Below are 16,415 nucleotides of genomic sequence, written 5' to 3' on the forward strand. Positions count from 1 at the left end.
GGTGTATGAGTCGAGACATATCTGATGTGACACGTGCGAAACACGGACGTCCGGTACACCACTGGCGGCGGAACGCCGTCGAACTCGCCGCGGTCCTGACGGCGGTGGCGGTGGCCGAGGCCGCGGCGAACCTCGACGGGTCCGGGCCCGACGGACCGGCGCTGCTGCTGGCCGTGGCGGCCCTGCTGGTCGCCGGCTCGGGGTTCCGCGCATGGAGGGCACGCCGCCACGGTCACGCCCCTCCGACGAGCGATACCGATGCCCGACCGCGCTCCGAGGAGCGGGCCGGGCGGCCGGACCAGCCGCGGGATACGGCCTCGACGGTGTCCCGGGAAGGCACGCTGTGGCGGATGCGGACGACGGTGAAGGACGAACCGGGCTCGCTGGCCGCGTTGTGCGCGGCGCTCGCCGGCCTGCGGGTCGACATCCTGAGCCTCCAGACGCATCCGCTGGCCGAGGGCACGGTGGACGAGTTCCTGCTCCGCGCGCCCGGCGCTCTCGGGGCGGACGAGATCAGCGACGCGGTCTCGGCGGCCGGCGGTGCCGGCACCTGGATCGAGCGGGCCGACGCCCACGACCTGGTGGACGCGCCGACCCGGGTGCTGGGCCTGGCCACGCGTACGGCCCTTGACGCGGCGGAACTGCCTCTGGCGTTGCGGCAGTTGCTGGGCCGCTGCACGATCCGGTCGCTGCCCGCGGTGCCCGCCGTGGGCAGTCGGCGACCGGAGCCGGTGCCGGTGGAAGGGGCTCTCGAGGACACCGTGATGCGGCTGCGGGCGCCGGAAGGTGGAGTGATCACTGTGGAGCGGCCGTATCTGCCGTTCACGCCGACCGAGTTCGCGCGGGCGCGGGCCCTGGTGGAGCTGGACGCCCGGCTCGGGCCGCGTGTGCCGCGCAGTCAGGACGTGCTGACGCTGCCCAAGGGCAACGACATCACCGTGCGCCGGGCGGACGTCGGCGACCTGGAGGCCGCGAAGGAGATGCACGAGCGGTGCTCGGCCCGCACGCTCGCGATGCGCTACCACGGCCCGGTCGGGGACGCGGACCGCTATCTGAATCACCTGCTCAGCCCTCGCTTCGGCCGCACGCTCTCCGTGCGGACCGCGTCGGGGCGCATCGTCGGCCTCGGTCACCTGCTGTGGGACGGTGACGAGACGGAGGTCGCACTGCTCGTCGAGGACGCGTGGCAGCGCTGCGGCATCGGCGCGGAGCTGCTCCGCAGGTTGGTCTCGATGGCGATCGAGGCCGGGTGCGCCAGTGTGTACGCGGTGACGCAGGCCTCCAACACCGGGATGGTCGCCGCGATGCGCGGCCTGGGCCTCCCCCTCGACTATCAGATCGAGGAGGGGACCCTGGTCATCACGGCTCGGCTGGACGGTCCGCGGGAGGAGCCGGTTGCGGAGCGGCTCGCGAGTGGGGGTGAGTGGGGGAAGGCCTGAGCGAGGGAAGGGTCAGTGCCCGATGGCGGCTGCGGGTGTGTTGTGGCTGGTCGCGCAGTTTCCCGCGCCCCTGAAGGGCCGCGGCAGCGCCCCCAGTGCCTGATCCAGGTCCGCCCACAGGTCGTCCACGTCCTCCAGGCCCACCGACATCCGCAGCAGCCGGTCGCTGACCCCGGCGCCGCGTCGGTCGTCCGCGTCCACGATGCGGTGGCTGATGGACGCCGGGTGCTGGATGAGGGTGTCGACGCTGCCGAGGCTGACGGCGGGGGTGATCAGACGGACGCCGGCGATGACCTCGTGCGGGTCGCCGTTCACCTCGAAGGCGATCATGGCGCCTCCGATACGCGGATAGTGGACCCGGGCCACCCGCGGGTCGGCGGCGAGGCGGCCGGCGAGTTCGGCGGCGTTCGCCGAGGCGGCGCGCACCCGGACGGGCAGGGTGGAAAGGCCGCGCAGCAGCAGATAGCCGGCCAGCGGATGCAGGACGCCACCCGTGGCGAACCGCACCTGCCGCAGTCGTCCGGCGAACTCCTCGTCGCAGGCCACCACACCCGCCATCACGTCGCCGTGCCCGCCGAGGTATTTGGTGGCGCTGTGCAGCACCAGCCGGGCGCCTTGTTCGGCGGGGCGCTGGAGCACGGGCGTGGCGAAGGTGTTGTCCGCGAGCAGCGGGACAGAGCCACAGGCGTGGGCCACGGCCCGCAGGTCGAGTTCGGCGAGGGTCGGGTTCGCCGGGGACTCCACCATCACCAGGCCGGTGTCCGGGCGCAGCGCGTCCGCGATGCCGGCCGGGTCGGTCCAGGTCACCTCGGAGCCCAGCAGCCCGGCGGTGAGCAGATGGTCGCTGCACCCGTACAGCGGGCGTACGGCGACGACATGGCGCAGGCCCATCGAGGCCCGTACGAGAAGAACCGCGCTCAGGGCGGCCATCCCGCTGGCGAAGGCGACCGCGGCCTCGGTGCCCTCCAGCCGGGCGAGGGCGGTCTCGAAGCGGGCGACGGTCGGGTTGCCCAGGCGGCCGTACACCGGCGGGCCGTCCGGCTCGGCGCCGGTGGTGGCGAAGGCGTCGATGCGGGCGGCCTCGCCACGGCTGTCGTAGGAGGGATACGTGGTCGACAGGTCGATCGGCGGGGCGTGCAGGCCCTGCCGGGCGAGGTCGTCACGGCCGGCGTGCACGGCCTCGGTGGCGAGTGCTCTCGGTGCGGTGCGTGCGTCGTCGTAGCCGGGCATGCGGTCGTTCGCCTCCCTGATCGCGGGGTCCATGGGCGGAAGAGTGAACAGTGACCGGGATCAGGTGTGCGAATCCCGTGTTACGTTCGGCCAATGGCCGAATCTGTCGTACTGGATCCGGTCGATCTGCATCTGCTGCGGCTGTTGCAGAACGACGCCCGGACCACCTATCGCGACCTCGCCGCCCAGGTCGGGGTCGCGCCGTCGACGTGCCTGGACCGGGTGACGCGGCTGCGCCGCTCCGGCGTGATTCTCGGCCACCGGCTCAGGCTGGACCCGGCGAAGCTGGGCAGAGGGCTTCAGGCGCTGCTGTCGGTGCAGGTCAGACCGCATCGGCGGGAGCTGGTGGGGCCGTTCGTGGAGCGGATCCGGGCGCTGCCTGAGTCGTTGACCGTCTTCCATCTCACCGGGCCGGACGACTATCTCGTCCATGTCGCGGTGGCGGACATGGCCGATCTTCAGCGGCTGGTGCTGGACGAGTTCACCTCCCGGCGGGAGGTGGCCCGCGTCGAGACGCGGCTGATCTTCCAGGAGTGGGACTGCGGGCCGCTGCTGCCGGCCGACGCAGCGGGAAACACGCCCTCAGCGAAATCCGGCTGACTTGGGACAAGGTCCGGTGGCACCGGGCTGACGCGGCAGTGGTCGCCGTATGAGGATGGACCGCATGTCTGAGACCAACAGCCCGCTCCCCCGCGAGGTCGCCGACGCGTATGTCGACGAGCTCATCGCCCTCGACCCGGTCACCGGTACCTATCTTGGTGTGAAGGAGAGCTCGGGCAAGCTCCCCGACCTCTCACCCGCGGGCCAGGAGGCGCTCGCGCAGCTCGGGCGGGACACGCTCGCCCGGTTGGACGAGGCCGAACGCCGGCCCGGCGCGGACAGTGACATCGAGCGCCGGTGCGCGCGCCTGCTGCGCGAGCGGCTGACCGCCGAACTGGCCGTGCACGACGCCGACGAGGGCCTGCGCGCGGTCGGCAACATGGCGACGCCCGCGCACTCGGTACGCGAGATCTTCACGGTCACGCCGAGCCAGACCGACGAGGACTGGGCGGCGATCGCCGAGCGGCTGCGCGCGGTGCCGACCGCGTACGCGGGCTACCGCGAGGCCCTCGAACTGGGTCTGGAGCGCAAGCTGTACGCGGCTCCGCGCCCGACCGCCACCTTCGTCGAGCAGCTCACCGAGTGGTCGGACACGGGTGAGGGGCGCGGCTGGTTCGAGGACTTCGCCTCGGCCGGCCCCGAGGCGCTGCGCGCCGAGCTGGACGAGGCCGCCCGCGCGGCGACGGCCGCCGTGGTGGAGCTGCGCGACTGGATGCGCGACGTGTACGCGCCCGCGATCGAGGGTGCCGCGAACACAGTGGGCCGGGAGCGCTACGCCCGCTGGGCGCGCTACTTCAACGGCATCGACCTGGACCTGGACGAGGCGTACGCGTACGGCTGGGCCGAGTACCACCGCCTGCTGGGCGAGATGAAGAAGGAGGCAGAGAAGATCCTCCTGGGCGCCGCGACGCCGTGGGTTGCGCTGGCGCACCTCGACGAGCACGGCAAGCACATCGAGGGCGTCGACGAGGTCCGCGAGTGGCTCCAGGGCCTGATGGACGAGGCGATCGAGAAGCTGGACGGCACGCACTTCGAACTCGCCGAGCCGGTGCGGAAGGTGGAGTCGCGCATCGCCCCGCCCGGCGGCGCCGCGGCCCCGTACTACACCGCCCCGTCGGAGGACTTCGCGCGCCCCGGCCGCACCTGGCTGCCGACGATGGGCCAGACCCGTTTCCCGGTCTACGACCTGGTCTCGACCTGGTACCACGAGGGCGTGCCGGGCCATCACCTCCAGCTCGCGCAGTGGACGTACGTCGCCGGGAACCTCTCCCGCTACCAGGCCACCATCGGCGGGGTCAGCGCCAACGCCGAGGGCTGGGCGCTGTACGCGGAGCGGCTCATGGACGAACTCGGCTTCCTGACCGACCCGGAGCACCGGCTCGGCTACCTCGACGCGCAGATGATGCGGGCCGCCCGGGTCATCGTCGACATCGGCATGCACCTGGAGCTGGAGATCCCGGCCGACTCCCCGTTCCATCCGGGCGAGCGCTGGACTCCGGAGCTGGCGCAGGAGTTCTTCGGGTCGCACAGCAGCCGTCCGGCGGACTTCGTGGAGAGCGAGCTGACCCGGTATCTGACGATTCCGGGCCAGGCCATCGGCTACAAGCTCGGCGAGCGGGCCTGGCTGCTGGGCCGGGAGAAGGCACGCGAGCGGCACGGCGACGCCTTCGACCTCAAGGCGTGGCACATGGCGGCCCTGTCGCAGGGGTCGCTGGGCCTGGACGACCTGGTGGACGAGCTGTCCGCGCTCTGACGGTCCGCCTTGTGATCAGCGTCTGAATCCACCCTCGGAGTCGATGACCTGACCGGTGATCCAGCCCGCCTCGTCAGTCGCCAGCCAGGCGATGAGGCGGGCGGGGTCGTCGGGCATCCCCCACCGGCCGGCGGGCAAGCGTTCCGCGACTGCCTCGTACGCCTCGCCGGTCAGGTAACCCGTGTCCACGGGCCCGGGATTGACGGTGTTCACCGTGATCCCCCGTTCCGCGAGCGTGGTCGACAGGGAGCGGGTGATGGAGGCGAGGGCGCCCTTCTGGAGCGCGTAGGCGATCTCGCCGGGCATTCCGCCGGCGATGTCCTGGCCGGAGGTCATCATCACCACGCGGCCGCCGGGACCGGCGGGCCTCAGCCGGGCATGAGCCTGTACCAGCAGCAGCACCGCACGCGTGTCGACCGCCCAGTGCGTGTCGAGCATGGCGGCGTCGATCTCGTCGAGGGTGCCGTCGGAGCCGCTGACCGCGTGGTTGGCGATCAGGATGTCGAGCCGTCCGCCGAGCGCGGAGGCGGCCGTGGCGATCAGTTCGGCGGGCGCGGCCGGGTCGGAGAGGTCACCGGGACCGGCGAGGACTTGAGCCCCGGGATCGCCGAGCGCCTCCCGCACGGAGGCAACGACCTCCTCGGGCCGGTCGGCTCCCCACGGCATGCCCGCGTCGTGCGGCACATGGTGGTGCAGATAGACGCTCGCGCCGTACGCGGCCAGCCGCCGGGCCACGGCATGTCCGATGCCGGCGCGTCTGCTGGCCCCCGTGACCAGAGCGGTCCGGCCACGCAGGGGCAGGGGTTCGCGGCGCAGGTCTTCGGGGGCGGGGTGCGGAAGAGGCGGCATGGCAGATCATGATGGTGAACGGCCGGTTCCGGCGCACCCGGTTATTCCCGGCGGTCCGCTGTTCCCGCGGGTCAGTGCGGCAGCCGGCGAAGCTGAACGAGACCCAGCCAGGTCTCGGGGCCGGGCTGCACCTGGGCGGCCCGGACCGCGTACGCTCCCGGCTCCAGGGCCACCCGCAGATGCTCGGTGCGTTCCGTGTCCCGTCCCGGCCAGACCGAGTCGAACAGCACCACCGTGCCCGGCACCCTCCAGCGCACCTCGTGTCCCCAGTCCGCGATGGCGAGCGCGGCCGGGACGCGGGCGAGCAGTTCCGCCTCGGAGTCGGCCGCGCACCACCGTACGAAGGTGGCGTGGTCGGGAAGATAGGAGGTCGAGGCGGGCTCGTCACCGAAGACCAGTGCCGCGCTGTCCCCCACCGGCAGCAGTCCCACGAACCCGTCGACCTCGCAGGCCCGGTCGTAGTCCGAGGCCGTCTCGTCGCCGTCGGCACCCGCCCAGAACGGCAGCACCGTCTCCGGCACGGCTATCAGGGGGCCGCCGCCCGACTCGATCCACTCCACCGTGCCCGGATCCGCGTATCTCACCATGGCAGCAGAACCTACACGCACAGCGGACCCACGGGCCCACCGTGTCCAACTGGCCCCTCAGCAGCCGCAGTTGTCCGCATCGACCGGCGCCGTCAGCGGGTCGGGCACACGTCGCTCACGCCCCTGCCACGTCTCGATCTCAAAGCCCTCACGCGCCCAGTACTCGAATCCGCCGAGCATCTCCTTGACCCGGTAGCCGAGTTCGGCGAGGGCGAGGGCGGCACGGGTCGCGCCGTTGCAGCCGGGGCCCCAGCAGTACGTCACCACGGGCACGGACTTGTCGAGGAGCTGCTCGGCCTGCTCGGGGATGAGGGCGGTGGGCAGGTGGACCGCGCCCGGGATGTGGCCCTGGTCCCACGACTCGGTGGACCGGGAGTCCACGACGACGAACCCGGGGTCGCCACCGGCGCCGAGCGCGGCGGCGACGTCGGACACGTCGGCGTGGAAGGCGAGGCTCGCACGGAAGTGGGCGGCGGCCTCGGCGGGGGAGGCGGGAGCGACGCGCAGGACGGCGTTGGCGGCAGTGGCGGTGGCGGTGGCGTTCGTCATGCCCACAAAACTATGGTCAGCGCCCCTCTCCCTGAAGTGGCAATCCCCGGCCTTCCTCTTGTCCAGCCGGTGATTCCCCTGCTATCTCTCACTCATGACCACGTTTTCCCCGGACGCCACCGACTGGCGCATCCTCGACGTCCTCCAGCGCGAGGGCCGCGCCAGCTTCGCCGAGCTGGCCCGTGCCGTGTCCATGTCCCCGAGCGCGGTGACGGAGCGGGTGCGGCGGCTGGAGGAGGCGGGCGTCATCCAGGGCTACGCCGCCGTGGTCGACCCGGACCGGCTCGGCCTGCCGATCCTGGCCTTCGTGCGCCTGCGCTACCCGAACGGCAACTACAAGCCCTTCCACGACCTGGTCGCCACCACGCCCGAGATCCTGGAGGCCCACCACGTCACGGGCGACGACTGCTTCGTCATCAAGGTCGCGGCCCGCTCGATGCGGCACCTGGAGGAGGTGTCCGGCAAGATCGGCACGCTGGGCTCGGTGACGACGAGCGTCGTGTACTCATCACCGCTGCCCCGCCGCCCTCTCGGTCAGTGACCCGGCCGTAAGCCCGTCAGTGACCACGCTGCCGCAGCACCGACCCCGACCTCCCCTTCACAACCTCCAACTGCGCATGGATCCGGCGCCGCAGGTCGGGGACATGGCTGACGATGCCGACGCTGCGGTCGCGCTCGCGCAGTGAGTCGAGGACGTCGAGTACCTCGTCGAGGGTCTGGTCGTCGAGGCTGCCGAAGCCCTCGTCGATGAAGAGGGTGTCGAGACGGACGCCGCCGGCCTCGTCGGTGACGACGTCCGCGAGGCCGAGCGCGAGGGCGAGGGAGGCGAAGAAGGTCTCGCCGCCGGAGAGGGTGGCGGTGTCGCGCTCGCGGCCGGTCCAGGCGTCGACGACGTGCAGCCCGAGGCCGCTTCGGCCGCGGCCGGTGCGGTCGTCGGAGTGGACGAGGGTGTAGCGGCCGGACGACATGCGGTGCAGGCGTACGGTCGCGGCGGCGGCGACCTGTTCCAGGCGCGCCGCGAGCACGTACGACTCCAGGCGCATCTTGCGTTCGTTGTCCGCCGAGGTGCCCGCGGTGAGCGCTGCGAGGCGGGCCACGCGGTCGTACTCCGTGCGCAGCGGGGCGAGTTGGCGTACGGCGGTGGCCGCGCGGGCGGACAGCCGGTCGAGTTCGGTGCAGCGACGGGCGGCCGCGTCGCGCGCGGAGGCGGCGTCGCGGGTCCGCCGGGCGGCGGCCGAGGCGGCGCTCTCGGCACTCATGAGGTCGGCGGGCGGCTGCTGGGCGGCGTCCGCCGTGTCTGCCTCCGCGAGCACCGCGCGCACGGCGACCTCCTCGGACTGCCAGGCGTCCAGCCGTCGTTGCAGGTCACGGTGCGCGGCGTCGTCGAGAAGCGCGGCGGCCGCGGCGTGCGGGGTGTCGAAGCCCGCGCGGAAGGCGGCGTCGGCGAGGCGCGCGTCGGCGTCCTTCAGGCGCTGCGCGGTGTCCTCGGCGGCGCGGGCGGTGTCGGCGGCCTCGGTGAGCAGGGCGACCTGCCGCTCCAGTTGCGTGGCGCGCGCTGCGACGCTGTCGGCGGTGCCACGTGCCTGGGCCAACTCGGCTTCCAGGGCGGACTTCTCGCGGTCCAGCCGCTCGCGGTGGCCGACGCGGGCGGCGGCCCGGACCTCCGCCTGCTGATGGGCGGCGGTGCGCTGCTCGTGTTCCGCCTCGGCCCGCCGCAGCTCCTCGTGCGCGGAGTGCAGCAAGGAGGCGTCCCTGCGGGCCTGCGTGTACCGCTGCTCCAACTCGTCGGCCGCCTGGGCAAGTCGACTTGTCGGCATGTCACCGGCTTCCGCGGTGGCCGCGGCCAGGGCTTCCCGTACGACGCCCAGGCGCCGTTCGGCCTCGGCGTGCCGTTCCTCCGCCTGCTGGTAGGCGGCCTGTGCGCGCTCCTCCGCTTCCCGGTCGACGTGGCCGGCGTCCTTGCGGGCGGGTGCGGGGTGGTCGACGGCCCCGCAGACGGCGCAGGGTTCGCCGTCCTGGAGCTGCGCGGCGAGTTCGGCGGCGATGCCGTTCAGGCGCTGTTCCTTGATGTCCAGCCAGTGCGCCTTCGTTCTGAGCGTCTGCTCCTGGGTGTCGGTCGCGTGCCGGGCGGCCGTGTCCGTGTCGCCGGCCAACTGGTCGCGCATCCGCGCGGCGGCCAGCCGCTGCCGCGCGGGCTCGCGCTGTACGGCCAGTTGGTCGGCGCGGTTCGCGGCGTCCTGCGCGGACTCGATGCGCGCCTGGAGCCCGGCCCGGGTCTCCTCCCACCCGGCGAGCCAGGCCTCCGCGTCCAGCCGTACGTCGTCGTCGGCCCGCTCTTGGCGGTCCAACTGCGTGCGCTCGTCGATGAGTTCGGCCAGCCGTCGTTCGCCGCGACGGGCCGATTCGAGCCCGCCCAGCTCCTCGGCGACCCGGCGCGCGGCCGCGGCGAGCCCGGCGGCACCGGCTTCGGCCGGCGATCCGGCGGTCTCTGCGCCCCCGCCCGGCAGAACGTCCCCGAAGGCTCCCGGCAGCAGCGCACGCGCGCGTGAGTGTGCCGTGGCCGCCTGCCGGTGCTCGGCGTCGGCCGCCTCCCGCAGCTCCAGTGCGGGTGCCACCATCTCGGCCTTGCGGGACCGCTCCATGCGGGCCTGCGCCTCGCGGTACGCGTCGGCCCGCTCGTCCAGCAGTTGTGCCCGCTCCCGCGCCTCGGCGAACCGCCGCTGCAACCTGGCCACTTCGCGTACGTCGCTCAGGGCACGGTCGGCGGCGGCCTGGGCGGACTCGGCGGCCAGGAGGCCGCAATGGGCGACGGTGAGCTGCTCGCGGGCGGTGCTGCGGGCGACGGCCGCGGCGCCCAGAACGGCCTCGGCGAGGCCCGGCTCGCCCGGCGCGAGGTCGGGCAGCCGCATCGCGTCGCCCGCCGCCTGCTGCATGCGGTGCGCGTCGGCCAGGAGTGCGGAGTCGCCGTCGCGCACCTGGGCCTCGGCGGCCCGCCGGCGCTCGGCGAGACGCTTCTCGACCTCGGCGAACCGGTGCGTGTCGAAGAGGCGGCCCAGCAGCTTGCCCCGGGCCTCGGCGTCGGCGCGCAGGAAGCGGGCGAAGTCGCCCTGGGGCAGCAGCACGACCTGGCAGAACTGCTCGCGGCTCATGCCCAGTAGCTGGGTGATCTCCTCGCCGATCTCCTGGTGCGAGCGGCTGAGGTCCTTCCAGGACCCGGCCTGTGCGTCGTACTCGCGCAGCCAGGTCTGCGCCTTGTCGAGCGTGGTGCCCGAGCCGCGCTTCTTCGGGCGCTCCCAGGGCGGCTGCCGGGTGACCTCCAACCGGCGTCCGGCGACGGTCAGTTCGAGGCGGACCTCGGTGCGGGTACCGGCCGCGGCGTGGTCGCTGCGCAGGGTCATGCCCTGGCCGCTCTGCCGGGCGCCCGGTACGGAGCCGTAGAGCGCGTAGCAGACGGCGTCCAGGACGGAGGTCTTGCCGGCGCCGGTGGGGCCGTGGAGCAGGAACAGGCCGGCCAACGACAGCGCGTCGAAGTCGACGGTCTGGGAGCCGCCGAACGGCCCGAACGCCGTCATGTCGAGGCGGTGCAGCCTCATCGCGCCACCTCCCGTACGGCCTCGTCCGCCCGCACCGCGTCGAACGCGTCCCGCAGGACGCCCTGTTCGTGCTCGTCGGGCCCGGCACCGCGCACATGCGCCACGAAGTCCTGCGCGATCTCCTGGTCGCTGCGGTCGGCGAGCCGCTGCGCGTAGGACACATCGGGGTCCTCCGGCGCCCGCTCGGGGGCGAAGGCGAGGCTGAGCGTGTGCGGGAAGCGCTCGGCGAGGCGGGCCATGGGGTCCGCCGGGCGCACCGCGTCCGTGAGCGTCGCCTCGATCCACGCCTCCTCGTGCCGGGTGAGCCGGGGATCGGCGAGCAGTTCCTCCAGCGTCCCGCGGATCCGGGCCAGCGCGCGCGGCACCGGGCAGTCGACGCGCTCGGCGGTGACCGCGCCGTCGGCGTCCAGATCGACCAGCCACATGCTCTTGCGGTGGTCAGCCTCCGAGAAGGAGTACGGCAGCGGCGAGCCCGAGTAGCGGACGCGCTCGGTGATGGTCTGGCAGCCGTGCAGGTGGCCCAGCGCCGCGTAGTCGACGCCGTCGAAGACCCCGGCGGGCACCGCGGCCACCCCGCCGACGGTGATGTCGCGCTCGCTGTCGCTGGCCTCGCCGCCGGTGACGAAGGCGTGCGCGAGGACGACCGACCGTGTGCCACGCGCGCGGGTGGCGAGGTCGGCGCGCACCCGGTCCATGGCGGCGGCGAGGACCGTCTCGTGCCCGGGCCTGTCGACGCCGAACTCGTCCTTCACCAGGGCCGGTTCGAGATAGGGCAGGCCGTAGAAGGCCACGTCGCCGAAGTCGTCACGGAGTACGACCGGTGTGCCGCACGCGGAGGGCTCGGTCCGCAGATGGATGCCCGCACGGTCGATCAGGCCGGCCCCCACGCCGAGCCGGCGCGCCGAGTCGTGGTTGCCGGAGATCATCACCGTCGGCACTCCGAGGCCGGCGAGCCGGTGCAGGGCGTCGTCGAACAGCTCGACCGCGGCGAGCGGCGGCACCGCCCGGTCGTACACGTCTCCCGACACGACCACCGCGTCGACGCCGCGCTCGCGGACGGTCGTGACGAGGTGACCGATGAACCCGTCCTGGGCACCGAGCATGTTCACCCGGTGGAACGCCCGGCCGAGATGCCAGTCGGAAGTGTGCAGCAGCCTCATGATCCCCGAGACTAACGGCCGGGTCTGACAGCACGGACGGTTACTCCCGTATCGCCCCGTCATGACGGGTCAGACATACGCCCGTTACGGACATTTCACCCCGGCCGACCCGGTCCTGCCCGCAGTTCGTCCCCTCACGCGTCCCCGTACGCCTCTCCCCCGAGCTCGAACCCGGCCGACCCCGCCGTCACGTCCGCGAGCCACGCACGGAACGCCTCCACGTCGGCGTCCGGCAGGCCGATCTCGATGGTGACCTCCTCCGCGTAGCGCACGTCCCGCACCTCGCGACCGGTCGAGCGCAGGTCGTTCTGCACCTTGCCGGCGCGCTGGTGGTCGACGGTCACGGTGGCCAGCCGGAAACGGCGCCGGGTGATCGTGCCGAGGGTGTCCAGCGCCTCGCCGACCGCTCCGCCGTAGGCCCGGATCAGTCCGCCCGCACCGAGCTTGACGCCGCCGTAGTAGCGGGTGACGACGGCGACGACGTACCGCATGTCGCGACGCAGCAGCATCTGGAGCATGGGGACACCGGCCGTGCCGCCCGGTTCACCGTCGTCACTGGCCTTCTGGATCGCGGCGTCGGCGCCGATGACGTAGGCCCAGCAGTTGTGGGTGGCGTCCGCGTGGTCCTTGCGGACAGCGGCGAGGAAGTCCTGGGCCTCCTGTTCGGTGGCCGCCGGGGCGAGCGCACAGATGAAGCGTGAGCGGTTGACCTCGGTCTCGTGCACGCCCGCCTGGGCGACTGTGCGGTACTCGTCCTGCATCCGGCCAGCCTATGCGCAGCGTCCGCGGCCGCCCGAGCGGGAGGGGCGAGCGCGGGCCGCCCCGGGCGCCGCGCGCCGGACCGCGGGCACACGCGCGTGCCCGGCGCCGGGTCACTCCTTCTTGCCCCGGGCCACCATCACGCCCGTCAGCAGTGCCGTGCCGGGCGCGAGGGCCCGCCAGGTGGTGCCGTGCCAGGCGAGGACGGCGATCGCCGACGTGGGGAACTTGGTGCGGACCTCGTCCAGGGTGTCGTCGAGGCCGTCACCGGCGAGTTCGAGGACGAGGTCCTCCAGGCCGGGGTTGTGCCCGATCAGGAGCAGCGTCCCGACCTCGGGCGGCGCCTCGTGCACGACCTCCAGCAGCTCGGACACGTCCGCGGCGTACACGCGCGGATCGTGGCGTACCGGGGGCGGTGTGCCCCATTCGGCGGAGGCCAGCTCCCAGGTCTGCCGGGTGCGCACGGCGGTGGAGCACAGGGCGAGGTCCGGCAGACAGTCGGCGTCGGCGATCATCCGGCCCGCGACGGGGGCGTCCCGGCGGCCGCGCGGCGCGAGCGGCCGTTCGTGGTCGGCGACACCGTCCGGCCAGGCGGACTTGGCGTGCCGCAGGACGACCAGACGGCGCAACGGGCCCGCTCCGAAGTGTGCGGTCACTGCAGGGCTCCCAGGTCGTGGGTGAGGTCGAGGCCGAGGAGGCGGTCGGCGTAGGCGTAGGTCTCGAAGCGGGCGCCGTCCGGCAGGTCCGGCGCGCTCTCGACCCAGCGCAGCACCCCGAGCACCCCGGGCAGGTCGAGGTCGTCCTCCCAGGCGGTGCGCAGCTCCGTCCGCACCTCGTCGGGGATGGGCCGCGACGGCTGCCGGGCCCAGGCGGCGACGGACCGGCGCCAGCGTACGAGGGTGTCCTGGGCTTCGGCGAGAGCGGCCGCGTCGAGCTGTACGGGCACGCTTCTGCGCCGGGACAGCAGGGCGAGGCGCAGGGCGGCGGGGTCGGCGTCCCCGGAGGGCGCCTCCGAGTGCGCCGGCGCGACCGCGAGCCTTACGCCGTCGGGTTCCGCGCCGCCCTCCCGTACGACGTGGATGACCTGTGCCTCGCCCAGGCCCGAGGTGGCGTCCCGGCCGTCCTCGAAGGGCCGGATGCCGAGTGCCGCGGCGCCGGTCCTGAGCTCCGCCTGCTCCCGCTCGGCGTCCAGCAGCGCCCAGACCGGGGTGCCGCCGAGTTCCAGGGCGCGCACGAGGAGGTCCGCGGCCAGCAGCACCCGTAGGGCAGTGATGTCGAAGCCTTCGGGATGCACCTCGATGCGGGTCAGACCGCGGCGGGCGGGCGCGGCGTCGACGGGTACGCCGGTTCGGGCGTCGATGATGCGCAGCACGGAGCGAGCGTAGGCGCACGCGCGGTCGTCCGCAGCCATCCGGCCTGCTTTCCGTGCAGCGTGGCGGGAGTAGGTTCGGTCGGGAGTTCGCTGGTCGTCCGTGTCGTACCCGGGCATCGCCACCCCCTGCGGTGCGCACTGCCCGAACGGTACTGCGCACCGGCCCGACCGGACAGCAGTTCGGTCCGCGGACGCGCAGAAAGGCCGGGGAGGGCCGAGAGGGGCCGGGGAAGATCGCTGCGCCGCATGCGCCGGGAATCCTCGTGGACCGTCGTCCGTTGTGGCTCACGAGAACGTACGGCCGTGGCTCACGAGAGCAGACGGCCGAGAACGGACGACGGCGGTTCCACGAAGCACGAGGAGGCCAGTGGTGTACGGCGACGAGGCGGCGGTTCGCAAGATCCTCACCGAGCTGGGCGACACCTGGGCGATCGTGGGCCTGTCGTCGAACCAGCGGCGGGCGGCCTACGGGGTCGCCGACGTACTCCAGCGCTACGGCAAGCGCATCGTGCCGGTCCACCCGAAGGCGGAGACGGTCCACGGTGAGCAGGGCTACGCCTCTTTGGCGGACATCCCGTTCGACGTGGACGTGGTCGACGTCTTCGTGAACAGCGACCTCGCGGGGCCGGTCGCCGACGAGGCGGTCGCCAAGGGCGCCAAGGCGGTCTGGTTCCAGTTGGACGTCATCGACGAGGCGGCCTACGACCGCACGCGCGCGGCGGGCCTGGAGATGGTCATGGACCGCTGCCCGGCGATCGAGATACCCCGTCTGGGCTAGCCGGGCCGGGCCCGCCCGCCCGGCCCCGGAACCCTCCCCGGCCGGGTCGGGCGCCCGCATAATGCTCGGGTGACTTCCACCTCCCCCCACCACAACTCCAGCCCCGCGCAGCGCTTTCCGGTAGTCGTCGTGGGCGCCGGACCGGCCGGCCTCACCATCGGCAACATCCTGCGGGCGGCGTCCGTCGACTGTCTGGTGCTGGAGACCGAGACGCGCGAGTTCATCGAGCAGCGGCCACGCGCCGGGGTGCTCGAGGAGAGTGCCGTACGCGGACTCCAGCGGCGCGGCCTCGCCGACAACCTGCTGGCGCGGGCACAGCGGCACACCGAGTGCGAGTTCCGGTTCGCGGGCGAGCGCTATCGGTTCGGTTACGCCGAGCTGACGGGGATTCACCACTGGGTCTATCCACAGCAGTTGCTGGTGACGGACCTGGTGCGCGAGTACGCGGACGTGCGTGGCGGCGCCATACGCTTCGGCGTTCAGGACGTGGAGCTGCACGGCCTCGACACCGACCGCCCCTCGGTGTCGTACACCTGCCCCGACACGGGTCAGCGGCAGGTCGTGGACTGCGACTTCGTCGCGGGCTGCGACGGTGCGCGCGGTGTCACGCGCGCGGCACTGCCCGCCGGTCGTGCCCGCATCGCCCGCAGCGACTACGGAATCGGCTGGCTGGCGCTGCTCGCCCAGGCCCCGCCGTCCTCCGACTGCGTCCTGTTCGGCCTGCATTCTCGCGGGTTCGCCGGTCACATGCCGCGCAGCGCCGAGGTGACCCGCTACTACCTCGAGTGCCCGCCCGGCGACGACCCGGAGAACTGGTCGGACGACCGGGTGTGGACGGAGTTGCAGCAGCGGCTCGGCGTGAACGGCGTGCCGCCGCTGACCGAGGGGCCGCTGATCGAGAAGCGCGTCCTGGACATGCACAACTACGTGGTCGAGCCGATGATGTTCGGCCGCCTGTTCCTGGCAGGCGACGCCGCCCATCTGACCGCCCCCATCGCCGCCAAGGGCATGAACCTGGCCCTGCACGACGCCTTCCTGCTGGGCGACGGACTCGTCGCCCAGCTCACGAAGGGCGACGGCACCGGTCTGGACGGCTACTCGACGGCCTGTCTGAACCGGGTGTGGGACTGCCAGGAGTTCTCCCACTGGCTCTCCGAGGTCTACCACGGCACGTCCTCGGGCGACCCGTACCGCGCGGGTACCACGCTCGCCCGGCTCCGCCGCATCTTCGACTCCCCGAAGGCCGCCGCGGCCTTCGCGGAGCAGTACCTGGGCAGGCACCCGGAGGGCTGAACCCCACGGCCGGACATCGAGGGCCGGGCACCGGATGCCGAGTGCGACCCCCGCTGATCAATCGTGCAGGGGCCGGTCGGTCAGCCGGTGGTCCGCCACGTTCAGCGCCTCGTCGACTAGCCGGCGCAGATGGCCGTCGCCGAGGGAGTAGATCACCCGGCGGCCCTCCTTACGTGTGTTCACCAGGCCCGCGAGCCGCAGCCGGGCCAGATGCTGGCTGACGGCGGGACGGGCCGCGCCGCACGCCTCCGTGAGCGTCGTGACGTCGGCCTCGCCCGCCGTCAGGGCGTGCAGCAGGGTGAGGCGGGTGCGGTCGCCGAGCAGGGCGAGGAGTTCCGCGGCGAGCGCGAACTGTTCCTCGCCCGGGCTGCGCGGATGCGCATCGTGCGCAGGTGATAGGTGCATGCGTGCGCTCATACGCACATAATGGCGTCGTGGGCGGTCCGCGTCCAC

16 protein-coding genes are annotated in these 16,415 nt (G+C 73.0%); 6 read left to right on the plus strand and 10 right to left on the minus strand.

The features are described 5' to 3' along the window. Nucleotides 1–5: 5 nt before the first annotated feature. Complete coding sequence (locus ACZ69Q_RS14340) at nt 6–1,439, plus strand: GNAT family N-acetyltransferase (protein ID WP_471041357.1); 1,434 nt, start codon at nt 6–8, stop codon at nt 1,437–1,439. A gap of 12 nt (nt 1,440–1,451) precedes the next feature. On the opposite strand, the gene ACZ69Q_RS14345 is transcribed toward ACZ69Q_RS14340, so the two are convergent. Beyond that, nucleotides 1,452–2,669 (minus strand): trans-sulfuration enzyme family protein, encoded by a 1,218-nt coding sequence (locus ACZ69Q_RS14345; RefSeq protein WP_471041551.1) that lies wholly within the window; start codon nt 2,667–2,669, stop codon nt 1,452–1,454. 93 nt (nt 2,670–2,762) lie between these two features. Here ACZ69Q_RS14345 and ACZ69Q_RS14350 point away from each other — a divergent pair, with 93 nt between their 5' ends. Next, nucleotides 2,763–3,269 carry an Lrp/AsnC family transcriptional regulator gene (locus ACZ69Q_RS14350; protein ID WP_471041358.1) on the plus strand — a complete coding sequence of 169 codons (507 nt, stop codon included), beginning with the start codon at nt 2,763–2,765 and terminating at the stop codon, nt 3,267–3,269. Nucleotides 3,270–3,333: 64 nt separating this feature from the next. Next, complete coding sequence (locus ACZ69Q_RS14355; RefSeq protein ID WP_471041360.1) at nt 3,334–5,022, plus strand: DUF885 domain-containing protein; 1,689 nt, start codon at nt 3,334–3,336, stop codon at nt 5,020–5,022. A gap of 15 nt (nt 5,023–5,037) precedes the next feature. Here ACZ69Q_RS14355 and ACZ69Q_RS14360 read toward each other — a convergent pair whose 3' ends face one another. The 3 genes from ACZ69Q_RS14360 to ACZ69Q_RS14370 all read right to left on the minus strand — a co-directional run bounded on the left by ACZ69Q_RS14360 (nt 5,038) and on the right by ACZ69Q_RS14370 (nt 7,007). After that, on the minus strand, nt 5,038–5,871 hold the full coding sequence (locus ACZ69Q_RS14360) for an SDR family oxidoreductase (RefSeq protein ID WP_471041362.1): 834 nt from the start codon (nt 5,869–5,871) through the stop codon (nt 5,038–5,040). A gap of 71 nt (nt 5,872–5,942) precedes the next feature. After that, on the minus strand, nt 5,943–6,458 hold the full coding sequence (locus ACZ69Q_RS14365) for an immunity 21 family protein (protein ID WP_471041363.1): 516 nt from the start codon (nt 6,456–6,458) through the stop codon (nt 5,943–5,945). A 57-nt stretch (nt 6,459–6,515) separates the two neighbouring features. Further along, nucleotides 6,516–7,007 (minus strand): rhodanese-like domain-containing protein, encoded by a 492-nt coding sequence (locus tag ACZ69Q_RS14370; protein ID WP_471041365.1) that lies wholly within the window; start codon nt 7,005–7,007, stop codon nt 6,516–6,518. A 94-nt stretch (nt 7,008–7,101) separates the two neighbouring features. Between ACZ69Q_RS14370 and ACZ69Q_RS14375 the strand changes: the two genes are divergently transcribed. Continuing rightward, nucleotides 7,102–7,548: an Lrp/AsnC family transcriptional regulator gene (locus ACZ69Q_RS14375; RefSeq protein WP_125527225.1), complete on the plus strand. Its 447-nt coding sequence runs from the start codon at nt 7,102–7,104 to the stop codon at nt 7,546–7,548. Between the two features lie 16 nt (nt 7,549–7,564). Here the strand turns inward: ACZ69Q_RS14375 and ACZ69Q_RS14380 are convergent, their stop codons facing one another. The 5 genes from ACZ69Q_RS14380 to ACZ69Q_RS14400 form a co-directional block, all read right to left on the minus strand. Continuing rightward, nucleotides 7,565–10,600 carry an AAA family ATPase gene (locus ACZ69Q_RS14380; RefSeq protein ID WP_471041367.1) on the minus strand — a complete coding sequence of 1,012 codons (3,036 nt, stop codon included), beginning with the start codon at nt 10,598–10,600 and terminating at the stop codon, nt 7,565–7,567. Continuing rightward, on the minus strand, nt 10,597–11,760 hold the full coding sequence (locus ACZ69Q_RS14385) for an exonuclease SbcCD subunit D (RefSeq protein ID WP_471041368.1): 1,164 nt from the start codon (nt 11,758–11,760) through the stop codon (nt 10,597–10,599). Before ACZ69Q_RS14385 ends, ACZ69Q_RS14380 begins: the two co-directional genes overlap by 4 nt. 134 nt (nt 11,761–11,894) lie before the next feature. Then, nucleotides 11,895–12,521: a YigZ family protein gene (locus ACZ69Q_RS14390; RefSeq protein ID WP_471041370.1), complete on the minus strand. Its 627-nt coding sequence runs from the start codon at nt 12,519–12,521 to the stop codon at nt 11,895–11,897. A 111-nt stretch (nt 12,522–12,632) separates the two neighbouring features. After that, complete coding sequence (locus tag ACZ69Q_RS14395; RefSeq protein WP_471041372.1) at nt 12,633–13,175, minus strand: SixA phosphatase family protein; 543 nt, start codon at nt 13,173–13,175, stop codon at nt 12,633–12,635. Beyond that, on the minus strand, nt 13,172–13,930 hold the full coding sequence (locus ACZ69Q_RS14400; protein ID WP_471041373.1) for a hypothetical protein: 759 nt from the start codon (nt 13,928–13,930) through the stop codon (nt 13,172–13,174). Before ACZ69Q_RS14400 ends, ACZ69Q_RS14395 begins: the two co-directional genes overlap by 4 nt. 331 nt (nt 13,931–14,261) lie before the next feature. Between ACZ69Q_RS14400 and ACZ69Q_RS14405 the strand changes: the two genes are divergently transcribed. Continuing rightward, a complete protein-coding gene (locus tag ACZ69Q_RS14405; protein WP_471041374.1) occupies nt 14,262–14,669 on the plus strand; it encodes a CoA-binding protein in 408 nt (135 codons plus the stop codon). Between the two features lie 69 nt (nt 14,670–14,738). Continuing rightward, nucleotides 14,739–15,962: a 4-hydroxybenzoate 3-monooxygenase gene (locus ACZ69Q_RS14410; protein ID WP_471041376.1), complete on the plus strand. Its 1,224-nt coding sequence runs from the start codon at nt 14,739–14,741 to the stop codon at nt 15,960–15,962. A 57-nt stretch (nt 15,963–16,019) separates the two neighbouring features. Here ACZ69Q_RS14410 and ACZ69Q_RS14415 read toward each other — a convergent pair whose 3' ends face one another. Beyond that, nucleotides 16,020–16,379 carry an ArsR/SmtB family transcription factor gene (locus tag ACZ69Q_RS14415; RefSeq protein WP_471041377.1) on the minus strand — a complete coding sequence of 120 codons (360 nt, stop codon included), beginning with the start codon at nt 16,377–16,379 and terminating at the stop codon, nt 16,020–16,022. Nucleotides 16,380–16,415 lie beyond the last annotated feature (36 nt).

It is taken from the genome of Streptomyces sp. NPDC036764 (genome assembly GCF_055609385.1).